This is a genomic window from Pseudomonas sp. NFPP12 (assembly GCF_900103205.1).
GTDB classification, from domain to species: domain Bacteria; phylum Pseudomonadota; class Gammaproteobacteria; order Pseudomonadales; family Pseudomonadaceae; genus Aquipseudomonas; species Aquipseudomonas protegens.
Window position 1 is genome coordinate 675,766 of sequence record NZ_FMWW01000002.1, and the last position, 12,659, is coordinate 688,424.

Below are 12,659 nucleotides of genomic sequence, written 5' to 3' on the forward strand. Positions count from 1 at the left end.
CGTTGCCTGCGCCCCGGCCAGCTTGTCCTGGGTCAAACCAAACGATAATTCCTCTTATTCAATCCAGGCCGCCCTGTTAGACTTTGCGCCCTTGTTTTGCTCGTCTTGCAGGATGTCCGATGCCCTCGTTGCCGCTTCGCTGGTCCGCTCTGTTCATGGCCCTGAGCCTGAGTGCCTGCGATGACGCGCCGCGCTTTACCCAGGCCGAACCTGGAGAAGCCCGGGCGGGCGGCGCGACCACGGTCAACAAGAGCGATCGCAATGCCTTCTCCCTGCCGTCGGCCAACCTGCCACCCACCCGGCGCCTGGACTTCAGCGTCGGCAACAGTTTCTTCCGCAGCCCCTGGGTCATCGCCCCCTCCACCACCACCGCCCGCGACGGCCTCGGCCCGTTGTTCAACACCAACGCCTGCCAGAACTGCCACGTCAAGGACGGGCGCGGCCATCCCCCGGCGCCGAATGCGCTGAACGCGGTGTCGATGCTGGTGCGCCTGTCGATCCCCGACGATCCGGCCTTTGCCAGGCTCATCGAACAGGCAGGCATCGTTCCGGAGCCGGTGTACGGCGGCCAGTTGCAGGACATGGCCATTCCCGGGGTCGCTCCCGAAGGCCGGTTACGGGTGGACTACGATCCCCTGCCGGTACGTTTCCAGGACGGCACTCAAGTGGAGCTGCGCAAACCCAAGCTGCAGATCACCGACCTGGGCTACGGGCCTATGCACCCGGACACGCGTTTTTCCGCCCGGGTGGCGCCACCGATGATCGGCCTGGGGCTGCTGGAAGCCATTCCCGAAGAGGCGATCCTGGCCAATGCCAGGCCGGCGAATAAAAATGCCATCGCCGGCCGGCCCAACTGGGTCTGGGATGACGCCCTGCAAAAGACCGTACTCGGGCGTTTTGGCTGGAAAGCCGGGCAACCCAACCTCAATCAACAAAATGTTCACGCGTTTTCTGGTGATATGGGCCTGACCACCCGCCTGAGACCCTTCGATGACTGCACCGACGCGCAAACCGCCTGCAAGCAGGCCCCCAATGGCAACGGCCCGGATGGCGAGCCGGAGGTCAGCGACAACATCCTGCGCCTGGTGCTGTTCTATACCCGCAACCTGGCGGTGCCGGCACGTCGCGATGTCGACTCGCCCCAAGTCCTGGCCGGCAAGAACCTGTTCTTCCAGGCCGGCTGCCAGTCCTGCCATACCCCAAGTTTCACCACCGCGACCAACGCCGCCGAACCCGAGCTGGCCAACCAGGTGATACGCCCCTACAGCGACCTGCTGCTGCATGACATGGGCGAAGGCCTGGCGGACCACCGCACGGAGTTCAAGGCCAGTGGCCGCGACTGGCGCACCGCGCCGCTGTGGGGCATCGGCCTTACCGAAACCGTCAGCGGCCACACCCAGTTCCTGCATGACGGCCGCGCCCGCAACCTGATGGAGGCGGTGCTCTGGCACGGCGGCGAAGCCGAAGGCGCGAAACAACAGGTCTTGACCTTCAATGCCCAGCAGCGCGCCGCGTTGCTGGCATTCCTGAATTCTCTGTAACGCTCGACTCACACGTTTTCTCCACAATAAAGGGAGCCCGAACATGTTCCGCCCCAAACTGCTGTTCACCAGCCTTGCCGCACTCGCCCTGGGCGCCTGCTCGCCCCAGGACCCACAAGCCGTGACCTCGGCGGCCATCGCCAAGCAGGTCATCCTGCCGACCTACAGTCGCTGGGTCGACGCCGACCGCCAGCTGGCCATTAGTGCCCTGGCCTTCTGTGAAGGCAAGGAAAGCCTGGACACCGCCCGGGCCGACTTCCTCCATGCGCAAAAAGCCTGGGCCGAGCTCCAGCCGTTGCTGATCGGCCCACTGGCCGAGGGCAACCGCTCCTGGCAGGTCCAGTTCTGGCCGGACAAGAAGAACCTGGTGGGCCGTCAGGTGGAGCAACTGGTCACCGCCAACCCGCAGATCGATGCCGCCGCCCTGGCCAAGTCCAGCGTCGTGGTGCAGGGGCTGTCGGCCTACGAATACATCCTCTTCGACAGCAAGATCGACATGGCCGACAGCGCGCAGAAAGCCCGCTACTGCCCGCTGCTGACTGCCATCGGTGAGCGCCAGAAACAACTGGCCGAAGAAATCCTGTCGAGCTGGAACACCAACGACGGCATGCTCGCGCAGATGAGCAAGTTCCCCAACCAGCGGTACGCCGATTCCCACGAGGCCATCGCCGACCTGCTGCGGGTCCAGGTCACGGCTCTGGATACTCTGAAGAAGAAGCTCGGCACGCCGATGGGCCGTCAGACCAAGGGCATCCCGCAGCCGTTCCAGGCCGATGCCTGGCGCAGCCAGTCGTCCCTGCAGGGCCTGGAAGCCAGCCTCAGCGCTGCCCAGACGGTCTGGGCCGGGGTCGACAACAAGGGCTTGCGCGGCCTGTTGCCTGCCGATCAGAAGCCTCTGGCCGACAAGATCGACGCCGCCTACGCCGCCTCGCTGAAACTCTTCGCCAGCACCCAGCGCTCGCTGACCGAAATGCTCAGTGACGACGCTGGCCGCCAGCAACTCAACGACCTGTATGACAGCCTCAACGTGGTCCACCGCCTGCATGAAGGCGAATTGGCCAAGGCGCTGGGGATCCAACTGGGCTTCAACGCCAACGACGGTGACTGATGATGCTGCGACGTCAGGCTTTGGCGCTGGGCAGCCTGCTGCTCAGTGCGGTGACCTTGGGCGGCTGGACGCTGTTCAAGCAAAAGGGCAAGCAGCCCCTGCTGCTTTCGGCCAGGGATGATGGTGACGGCAAGCACTACGCCGTCGGTTATCAACTGGACGGTAAACAGGTGTTTGCCACCCAGGTCGGCCAACGTTGCCATGACATCATCAACCACCCACAACTGCCCATCGCCCTGTTCGTGGCGCGGCGCCCGGGCACCGAAAGCTACCTGATCGACCTGCGCAACGGCGCGCTCCTGCAGACCCTGACCGCGCAACCGGACCGGCATTTCTACGGACATGCGGTGATCCACAAGAGCGGCGAATGGCTGTACGCCACCGAGAACGATACCCGGGACCCGGGCCGGGGCCTGCTGGGTGTCTACCGCTTCGAGGGTGAGCGCCTGGTGCACAGCGGCGAGCTGTCCACCCATGGCATCGGCCCTCACCAGGTGTCATGGATGCCCGACGGGGAAACCCTGGTGGTGGCCAACGGCGGTATCCGTACCGAAGCCGAAAGCCGGGTGGAAATGAACCTCGACGCCATGGAACCGAGCCTGGTCCTGATGCAGCGCGATGGCACCCTGCTGAGCAAGGAAACCCTGGCCCAGCAGATGAACAGCGTGCGCCACATGGGCATTGCCGGCGACGGCACCATAGTCACCGGCCAGCAGTTCATGGGCGCCGCCCACGAATCCTCGGAACTGTTGGCGATCAAGCGTCCCGGCCAGCCTTTCGCCCCCTTCCCGGTAGCCCAGGAACAATTGCAGGCCATGGGGCACTACACCGCCAGCGTGGCAGTGCACAGCGACCTGCGGCTGGTGGCCCTGACCGCTCCCCGCGGCAACCGCTTCTTTATCTGGGACCTGGACAGCGGTGCCGTGCGGGTCGACGCCCCACTGCCCGATTGCGCCGGTGTCGGAGCGGTAGCCGATGGCTTCGTGGTGACCTCGGGACAAGGTCGCTGCCGCTTCTACGACTGCCGCCAGACGCAGATCGTGGCCAAGCCCCTGGACCTTCCAGCGGGCCTGTGGGACAACCACCTGCATCTGATCTGATCATTTCCGGGCAAACAAAAGGCCTCGCATTGCGAGGCCTTTTTCTAGGGGCTGAACAAGCTTCAACTCTGGGGTTTCAATCCTTGAGCCATGCCGAACATGAACAACAAGAGGTCATGATCGGGCTTGACCGCCACAGAGGCTTTGGCCACCCGCGGCAACGGGCAATGGGCGTCTCCCTGGGCGCTCAGGACCTGCGTGCGCGGCTGCTCCCAGGCAGCTACGGCCAAAGAAGCGACTGCCAAGGCTCCTGCCAGGAACAAACCTCGTGCAATTTCTAGCTTCATCGCTATAAACCTTTGATGGGGCTGCCAAACACCGTCTTGTAAAAGTAGTAGAGCTTTTGCCAGTCCGTGTCATTCCACGACGAATGGCGACGTAGTTGCTTGAGGTCATGGGCCGCAGCCCGGCGGCTGCTCAAGCGCTGGCGACATTTCTCGAAGTCCAGCAGTGCGACTCGCACCTGAGCCTGCTCGCCCTCGCCGTCCACCCGTACGAAAACGTGCTTGGCGTACAGGCAACCATGTTGCCAACGCCCCTTGTGCATGCGCGCCAGGGTCGCAGCCACCGCCTGCAACAAACGATCATGAAAGGCTTCACCATGGCGCTCACGCCCACCGGCGGCATACCAGTTGTCGACCTCCATGAAGCCCTCTAGCGCTGCGGTGACCAGCAACGCCTGCCATTGTCGCTCCGGGCCACGCCGGGCCCCGCAGAACACCAGTTCCGGGACCTCTACGTCCAGCAGGCGCAGGCCTTGCAGAGCCTCGCGCTCACGCAGGACCGTCGGTCGCCCGAAAGGGTGCAACCAACTGCGATGAATGTGCCCGATCTGCCGCTTGGCATAGAGCAGGCCGCCATTACTGCTTTGAATGCGTTGGACGCCGCTCTCGCCGCCTCGACGCTGATTGGGTTCCTCGACCCATTCACCCTGTTTGTTCCAGAAGTATTCGAAGCAATCTGTGGGCGCGGCATCCAGTTCCGAAGCACATTCAACAGCCATCCTCTTACCTCTTGCGTAATACGTAGACCCGCCACATGGCGTAGAGCGGAAAGAAGTCCAGGTGTTCCTGGACACGAAAGCCGGCTTGCCTGAATTCTTCTTCGACCGTGGCCACCGGTAACACAAAACGATTCTGGTAACCCTCCTGCCCAACTTCAGCCTGACGCTTGCGCTCCATGCGCTTGCGTTTCCAGGCCTTGAAGTTGCCATCGACCCACAACGAGATGATCACGCTGTCACGGCTGACCCGCTGAAACTCCCGTAGCAGCGCCATGCGGTGCTCCGCCTGGCCTATGTGGTGCAATAAACGCATGGAGAAAATGCAGTCCACAGCGTTGTCCGGCAAATCAATGGCAAACGCAGAGGTCTGCAAGGGCCGTACCCGTTTTACCACGTCGGCCGGCTGGGCCACCGTGGCGGTACTCAGCATAGCCGCTGAATTGTCAGCGCCAATGATCACTCGATTGGTTTTTTCTGCCAGCAGCGGCCAGAAACGACCGGCACCGCAGGGCAGGTCCAGTACCAGCCCGGGTTCTCCCGCCAGGGCCAGCGCAGTACGGGCCAATTGTTCGTCACGCCTGTGGGACAACTGCCGCGCCAGACCATCCTGGTGCTTGAGCAGGTATTCCTGGGCGTGTTGGGCATCGTATTTTTCGGAAAATTCCAGCTTGATCGGCGTAGCCATCATCAAAGTCTCCTGCAACTGATGGCGCCACCTTAAGCAGCGACGTGTCAGCGACAGGTCATCCCTTTGTGAAAACTTCGTACCGTCCAACGAGGAAATATTTCAGGGTTTTACAGGCTGAGGACAGTGGCCTGGGGCCACTTAAGAGGAGAAAACGACAAGTGACCGGCCCCGTAAAACAGGGCCGGGAAAGAACAATCAGGTCTTGGCCGAGTTCAGTTGAACGAAAAAACGACAGCCACTGGGCGTCATGGTAGTGAGGCTGACAGTCCAGCCCTGGTTCTCGCAGATCCGCTGTACCAGGGACAGCCCCAGCCCCAGCCCTTCCCCACGCTTTTCATCACCCCGCACAAACGGCTGGAACATCGCCTCGCGCTTCTCCTCGGGAATGCCCACGCCGCTGTCCTCCACCACGAATCCATCGGGCACCAGGCTCAGGCGGATGAAACCCTGTTCGGTGTAGTGCAAGGCATTGCGCAGCAGATTGCCCATCACCGCATGCAGGAAGGTGGCGTTGTAGCGATTGTCACCTGGGGTTCCGGGCTCGAAGATCAGCTCGAGCCCCTTGGCCTCGATGGCTTCTCGCCAGATACCGGTCAAGTCACTGGCCGCCTGGCTCAGGCTCAGCTGCGGCGACATGCTGGCATCTTCACGCTGGGCTCGGGCCAGCATCAGGAAGGTCTGCACCAGCTCGCGCATCTCGTCGCAAGCGCGAGCGATGCGTTCGACCTGGGCTCGCCCACGAGGGTCCAGCCGTGGATTCTCCAGCAGCAGCTCGCAGGAGGTGGCCAGAACCATCAATGGCGTGCGCAGTTCGTGACTGACGTCGCTGGTGAACAGCCGCTCGCGGCTCAAGGCCTGGCGCAAGCGGCCCAGGGTTGCATCGAAGGCAATGGCCAGCTCTCCCACCTCGTCCGCCGCGTAGTCCGGCGCCAGAGGCGGAGCCAGGCCCAGCAGTTGATCCCGGTGGCGCACCTGCCGGGCAAGACGCACCACCGGCGCCATCACCCGGCGAGCCAGGACCCAGCCGAGAAACACCGCCAGCGCCAGGCTCAGGACAAAACCTACCAGCACCACGGCGAACAGCACCCGCTCGCGCTCTTCGAAATCGCTCTGGTCCTGCAGCAGCACATAGCGCCGACCGTCCACCACCTCGACCATGGCGTGATAGGACAACTCCTCGCGGAACACCTCGTGGAACCCCGGATCCAGATGGCGCAAATCCTTGGGCAGCTCGAAGTCGCCGCGCCCGCCACTGTAGTAGAACAACTGGTCGGGCTCGGGACGGTGGCTCCAGTCGCCGACGTTATCCATCAGCAACAGGCGTTGCAGGTCACCGCCCAGGCCTGCGGAGATGAGCTTCTCCTCCACCAGGTGCACCGTCGCCACGATGCCCATGGCGAACGCCCCCGCCACCAGTGCGCTCATCAACGCAAAGGCGATGATGATGCGCTGGGCAAGGCTCTGCTTAAACTCCATCTCGGCCCTCGGCCAGGCGATACCCGACACCGTGCACGGTGTGCAGCAGCGGCTTGGCGAACGGCTTGTCGATCACCTGGCGCAATTGGTGAACGTGGCTGCGCAGGCTGTCGCTGTCCGGGCAATCGTCGCCCCACAGGGCTTCTTCGAGGATCTCCCGACGCAGCACATGGGGGCTTTTCTGCATCAGCACCGCCAGCAGCTTGAGGCCCACGGGGTTGAGCTTGAGCAAGCGGCCTTCGCGGGTGACCTCCAGGGTATCGAGGTCGTAGCTCAGGTCGCCAACCTGCAGCGACCGACGGCCACCACCCTGGGAACGGCGCATCACCGCCTCGATACGCGCCGCCAGTTCCGAGAGAGCGAAGGGTTTGAGCAGGTAGTCATCCGCCCCGGACTTGAAGCCCTGAAGGCGGTCGTCGAGCTGATCGCGGGCGGTGAGCATGATCACCGGAGTATCACGCCGGGCGTCTTCGCGCAGGCGCTTGCACAGGGTATAGCCATCGATTCCCGGCAGCATGATATCGAGCACGATCAGGTCGTAATGCTCGGTGGCCGCCAGGTGCAACCCGGACAGGCCATCCTGGGCGCAATCCACGGTATAGCCCTTGAGCCCCAGGTAGTCAGCCAGGTTGGCGAGAATATCGCGGTTATCTTCAACCAGTAGAATTCGCATCGGCACTCTCTCCGTGCAGGGTTACGGCCATCTTGGCTCGCGCAGCTTAAGGCCAAGTCCGGCTCGCCGCCAGCCTTGTCGGCCGGTGCCTGGCAGAGTTTTCCCGGGCCTGGGGGCTTAACAATATTTTCACCAGCGGTTCACAAGCTGACTACAGGGACAACCTCAGACTGCGGGCCATTTGCCCCCAAGGAACACCCTCTGATGGATCTTCTCAAGACAGCTCCGGCGCGTTTCGTGCTGCTGCTGACCAGCACCTGGCTGGCGATTTTCCTGCTGACCCGCGGCATTTTGCTGCTCACCCACCTCGACGAAGCCGGTAGCGGCTGGCTGCCGCTGTTTGGCGTCGGCCTGCTCTACGACCTGGGTTTCCTGGCCTATGCCGCCCTGCCCCTGGGCCTGTACCTGGTGCTCTGCCCACCCGCCCTGTGGCGTCGGCGCGGCCACCGCTGGCTGTTGCAGGGCCTATTCAGCCTGAGCCTGTTCGCCATGCTGTTCACGGCCGTGGCGGAGTGGCTGTTCTGGGATGAATTCGGCGTGCGCTTCAACTTCATCGCCGTCGATTACCTGGTGTACTCCGACGAGGTTCTCAACAACATTCTCGAGTCCTACCCGATCGGCCTGTACATGAGCCTGCTGGCCCTGGCGGCAATCGCCCTGAGCCTGGCCCTGTGCAAGCCCCTGACGGCTGCGCTGGATGCGCCCTTGCCGCCTCTGCGTGGCCGCCTGCTCAGTGCCCTCGGCCTGCTGCTGGTGGCCGGCGCCAGCCTGCAACTGCTCAGCCAGGACAGCCCGCGCAGCCAGGGCGGCAACGCCTATCAGAACGAACTGGCGAGCAACGGCCCCTATCAGTTCTTTGCCGCCTTTCGTAACAACGAGCTGGACTACCAGCAGTTCTATCGCAGCCTGCCCGCCGATGTGGTGGCCCGCCAGATGCGCGCCGAACTGAATGAACCCAATGCTCGCTTCATCGGCAAGGACCCGCTGGATATCCGGCGCGCCATCGACAACCCGGGGGCTCCACGCACCCCCAACATCGTCCTGGTGACCATAGAAAGCTTCAGCGCGAAATACATGGGCAGCAACGGCGACGACCGCAACCTGACCCCGAACCTGGATGCGTTGCGCGCACAGAGCCTGTACTTCAACAACTTTTACGCCACCGGCACCCGCACCGACCGCGGCCTGGAAGCCATCACCCTGGCGATTCCCCCCACCCCGGGGCGCTCCATCGTCAAGCGCATCGGTCGTGAAAGTGGTTTCGCCAGCCTTGGCCAGCAACTGCGGTCGGTGGGTTACGACAGTGTGTTTGTCTATGGCGGCCGGGGTTACTTCGACAACATGAACGCCTTCTTCAGCGGCAACGGCTACCGCGTGGTGGACCAGAGCAGCGTCGAGGAGTCCGAGATCCACTTCAAGAACGCCTGGGGCATGGCCGACGAAGACCTTTACACCCAGACCCTGAAGCTGGCGGACGCCGACTACGCACAGCAGCGGCCCTTCCTGTTGCAACTGATGACCACCTCCAACCATCGCCCTTACACCTATCCCGATGGCCGGATCGACATCAAGTCCGGCAAGGGCCGGGACGGCGCGGTGAAATACACCGACTACGCCATTGGCGAGTTCCTCAAGGCCGCCCGCCAGAAGCCCTGGTTCGACAACACCATTTTCGTGTTTGTCGCCGACCACACCGCAGGCAGCGCGGGCAAGGAAGACCTGCCCATCAGCAACTATCAGATTCCGTTGTTCATCTATGCGCCCAAGCTGATTCCGGCGCAGGAAAATGCACAGCTGGCCAGCCAGATCGACCTGGCGCCAACCCTGCTGGGCCTGTTGAACCTGGACTACGAGTCGACCTTCTTCGGACGCAACTTGCTGCAGGACAACCCCCTGCCTCCCCGGGTGCTGGTGGGCAACTATCAGCACCTGGGCCTGTTCGACGGCCAGGACCTGGCGATTCTCAGCCCGCGCCAGGGGTTGCGCCGGCATGACCAGGCCCTGGGCGCCAGCCAGGAATCCCGGGTAGCGGACAGCGATCCGTTGATCCAGCGCGGCATCAGCTACTACCAGAGCGCCAGTTATGGCTTCAAGCAGCAATTGCTGGGCTGGAAGGCGCCCAAGGCAGCGGCGGATGAACTGAGCCAGCGCTGAAGTCGTTCGCGGGCAAGCCCGCTCCTACAGAAGTGGGGCAGGCTTGCCCGCGAAGATCCAGGCGCCCCCCATATCCGGGGCATAAAAAAGCCCCGCCGGCTTTCACCGGCGGGGCTTTTTCAGTACAGGGGTAAGGCTGGCTTACATCATGCCGCCCATGCCACCCATGCCACCCATGTCTGGCATGCCGCCAGCTGCAGGCTTGTCTTCCACGATTTCAGCAACAGCGGCTTCGGTGGTCAGGATCAGACCGCCGATGGACGAAGCTGCTTGCAGCGCGGAACGGGTTACCTTGGTTGGATCCAGGATGCCCATTTCGATCATGTCGCCGTATTCGCTGGTAGCAGCGTTGTAGCCGAAGTTGCCGGCACCCTGCTTGACCTTGTCCACAACAACGCTTGGCTCGTCACCGGAGTTGGCAACGATCTGGCGCAGTGGAGCTTCGATAGCGCGACGCAGAACAGCGATACCCACGTCCTGGTCGGCGTTGTCGCCTTTCAGGTCGTTGATGCCTTGCAGAGCACGGATCAGGGCTACGCCACCGCCAGGTACCACGCCTTCTTCAACGGCTGCACGGGTAGCGTGCAGGGCGTCTTCAACGCGGGCCTTCTTCTCTTTCATTTCAACTTCGGAACCAGCGCCAACCTTGATCACTGCAACGCCGCCGGACAGCTTGGCCAGACGCTCTTGCAGTTTTTCACGGTCGTAGTCGGACGAAGTGTCGGCGACTTGCTGACGGATCTGAGTCACACGAGCCTGGATGTCCGCTTCAACGCCAGCACCGTCGATGATGGTGGTGTTTTCTTTGGACAGGATCACGCGCTTGGCGTTACCCAGGTGCTCCAGGGTGGTGCTTTCCAGGCTCAGGCCGATCTCTTCGGAGATCACGGTACCGCCGGTCAGAACGGCGATGTCCTGCAGCATGGCCTTGCGACGGTCGCCGAAGCCAGGTGCCTTGACGGCAGCGACTTTGACGATGCCACGCATGTTGTTCACAACCAGAGTCGCCAGGGCTTCGCCTTCAACGTCTTCAGCCACGATCAGCAGTGGGCGGCCGGCTTTGGCAACGGCTTCCAGCACTGGCAGCATTTCGCGGATGTTGGAGATCTTCTTGTCCACCAGCAGGATCAGCGGGCCGTCGAGTTCGGCGACCATGGTGTCCGGCTTGTTGATGAAGTAAGGGGACAGGTAGCCGCGGTCGAATTGCATGCCTTCTACGACAGACAGTTCGTTTTCCAGGCCCGAGCCTTCTTCAACGGTGATCACGCCTTCTTTACCGACTTTTTCCATGGCTTCGGCAATGATGTCGCCGATGGAGCTGTCGGAGTTGGCGGAGATGGTGCCGACCTGAGCGATGGCCTTGGAGTCAGCGCATGGCTTGGACAGACCCTTCAGTTCTTTGACGATGGCGATGGTCGCCTTGTCGATACCGCGTTTCAGGTCCATCGGGTTCATGCCGGCAGCGACGGCTTTCAGGCCTTCGTTGACGATCGACTGAGCCAGAACGGTAGCGGTGGTGGTGCCGTCGCCAGCGTCATCGTTGGCACGGGAGGCAACGTCTTTGACCAGCTGCGCGCCCATGTTTTCGAAGCGATCTTTCAGCTCGATTTCTTTGGCAACGGAAACGCCGTCCTTGGTGATGGTCGGAGCGCCGAAGCTCTTCTCGATGATCACGTTACGGCCTTTCGGGCCCAGGGTCGCTTTTACTGCGTCAGCCAGAACGTTGACACCAGTGAGCATTTTCTTGCGGGCGGAATCGCCGAATTTAACTTCTTTAGCAGCCATGATCGATATTCCTTAAATACTGTGTAGTAGCGGGAAAATACGCGGGAAATCAGCCTTCGATAACAGCGAGAATCTCGTTCTCGGCCATTACCAGCAGATCTTCGCCATCGACTTTCACGGTGTTGCTGCCGGAGTACGGGCCAAACACCACTTTGTCACCCACTTTCACGGCCAGCGCACGTACTTCACCGTTGTCCAGCACACGGCCGGTACCTACAGCGACGATTTCGCCACGGTTAGGTTTTTCAGCAGCCGAACCAGGCAGAACGATACCGCCGGCAGTTTTCGATTCTTCTTCGCTGCGACGGATGACGACGCGGTCATGCAGAGGACGAAGCTTCATTGTCGATCTCTCCTAATTGTGGTTTTCAACGGCCGGTGTCGATACCGGCGGGTTAGCAAATCCGGCTTTGCCGGGTGCGGCTCGACAAGCGAGCCGCGGAAGTCTGTCTGGTGTCAGCACCAGAAACCTTGCGGTGACCGTTACATAAGGGCGCATAAGGTTATTACAAGGGCTGGCCGATGAAATTTTTTACATCGCTGGCGCCAAAACGAACACGGCACCCGAAGGTGCCGTGAGACGTGAGCTTCTGACTCAGGAGTCGCGGTGCTCGAATTCGCCTTCGATCACGTTGGGCTCGCGGCCCAGCGGCTGCTGGGGCGCAGGACCGCCACGGGCGGCACGCATGTCGTCGGCAAAGGCGCGCTGGCGCAGGGCCTGCTCCTCGGCACGCTGGCGCATTTTATTGGCCAGCAGGCGACGGCTGATCGGCAACAGCATCAGCAGGCCGAACACATCGCTGATGAAACCCGGCAGGATCAGCAAACCACCACCCAGGGCCAGCATCAGGCCCTCGAGCATTTGCTGGGCCGGCAGCTCACCACGATTAAGGCTTTCACGGGCACGCAGTGCCGTGGCCAGACCGGCCACGCGCAACACCAGCACACCGAGCATCGAACCGAGAATGATCAGCAGCAGCGCCGGGAAAAACCCGATGGCCGCGCTGACCTTGACGAAGACGAACAGCTCGAGCACCGGGAAAAGTAAAAAGAGCAACAGAAAAGGGCGCATCAAATGGTTTCCTCTGCGGAAGAATGCCTTCCAGTAGACCGTAAATGACGTCGCCAATT

At 62.1% G+C, this 12,659-nt stretch carries 12 protein-coding genes; 4 read left to right on the forward strand and 8 right to left on the reverse strand.

Annotated features, from left to right (window positions below):
* Positions 1–119: 119 nt before the first annotated feature.
* From BLS75_RS10770 to BLS75_RS10780, 3 genes are read left to right on the forward strand one after another with little or no spacing between them, the layout of a single operon-like run.
* Positions 120–1,541: a di-heme oxidoreductase family protein gene (locus tag BLS75_RS10770; protein WP_072450827.1), complete on the forward strand. Its 1,422-nt coding sequence runs from the start codon at positions 120–122 to the stop codon at positions 1,539–1,541.
* Positions 1,542–1,584: 43 nt separating this feature from the next.
* Complete coding sequence (locus BLS75_RS10775; protein ID WP_011063084.1) at positions 1,585–2,649, forward strand: imelysin family protein; 1,065 nt, start codon at positions 1,585–1,587, stop codon at positions 2,647–2,649.
* A 2-nt stretch (positions 2,650–2,651) separates the two neighbouring features.
* Positions 2,652–3,749 carry a DUF1513 domain-containing protein gene (locus BLS75_RS10780; RefSeq protein ID WP_015636803.1) on the forward strand — a complete coding sequence of 366 codons (1,098 nt, stop codon included), beginning with the start codon at positions 2,652–2,654 and terminating at the stop codon, positions 3,747–3,749.
* A gap of 62 nt (positions 3,750–3,811) precedes the next feature.
* Here the strand turns inward: BLS75_RS10780 and BLS75_RS10785 are convergent, their stop codons facing one another.
* From BLS75_RS10785 to colR, 5 genes are all read right to left on the reverse strand, one after another.
* On the reverse strand, positions 3,812–4,036 hold the full coding sequence (locus BLS75_RS10785; protein WP_041119677.1) for a hypothetical protein: 225 nt from the start codon (positions 4,034–4,036) through the stop codon (positions 3,812–3,814).
* 2 nt (positions 4,037–4,038) lie between these two features.
* Entirely contained in the window at positions 4,039–4,752 is a 714-nt protein-coding gene (locus tag BLS75_RS10790; protein WP_072450828.1) for a lipopolysaccharide kinase InaA family protein, read from the reverse strand.
* Positions 4,753–4,756: 4 nt separating this feature from the next.
* Positions 4,757–5,440 (reverse strand): class I SAM-dependent methyltransferase, encoded by a 684-nt coding sequence (locus BLS75_RS10795; protein WP_176876738.1) that lies wholly within the window; start codon positions 5,438–5,440, stop codon positions 4,757–4,759.
* Positions 5,441–5,635: 195 nt separating this feature from the next.
* Entirely contained in the window at positions 5,636–6,916 is a 1,281-nt protein-coding gene (locus BLS75_RS10800; RefSeq protein WP_072450829.1) for a sensor histidine kinase, read from the reverse strand.
* Positions 6,906–7,589 (reverse strand): two-component system response regulator ColR, encoded by a 684-nt coding sequence (gene colR, locus BLS75_RS10805; protein ID WP_011063090.1) that lies wholly within the window; start codon positions 7,587–7,589, stop codon positions 6,906–6,908. Before colR ends, BLS75_RS10800 begins: the two co-directional genes overlap by 11 nt.
* A 204-nt stretch (positions 7,590–7,793) precedes the next feature.
* Between colR and BLS75_RS10810 the strand changes: the two genes are divergently transcribed.
* Positions 7,794–9,743: an LTA synthase family protein gene (locus tag BLS75_RS10810; protein ID WP_072450830.1), complete on the forward strand. Its 1,950-nt coding sequence runs from the start codon at positions 7,794–7,796 to the stop codon at positions 9,741–9,743.
* 141 nt (positions 9,744–9,884) lie between these two features.
* Here the strand turns inward: BLS75_RS10810 and groL are convergent, their stop codons facing one another.
* From groL to BLS75_RS10825, 3 genes are all read right to left on the reverse strand, one after another.
* Positions 9,885–11,528, reverse strand: a complete 1,644-nt coding sequence (gene groL / locus BLS75_RS10815; RefSeq protein ID WP_072450831.1) for a chaperonin GroEL — start codon at positions 11,526–11,528, stop codon at positions 9,885–9,887.
* 49 nt (positions 11,529–11,577) lie between these two features.
* Positions 11,578–11,871, reverse strand: coding sequence for a co-chaperone GroES (locus tag BLS75_RS10820; RefSeq protein ID WP_011063093.1), 294 nt, complete (start codon positions 11,869–11,871; stop codon positions 11,578–11,580).
* A 252-nt stretch (positions 11,872–12,123) separates the two neighbouring features.
* A complete protein-coding gene (locus BLS75_RS10825; protein WP_011063094.1) occupies positions 12,124–12,600 on the reverse strand; it encodes an FxsA family protein in 477 nt (158 codons plus the stop codon).
* Positions 12,601–12,659: the final 59 nt, after the last annotated feature.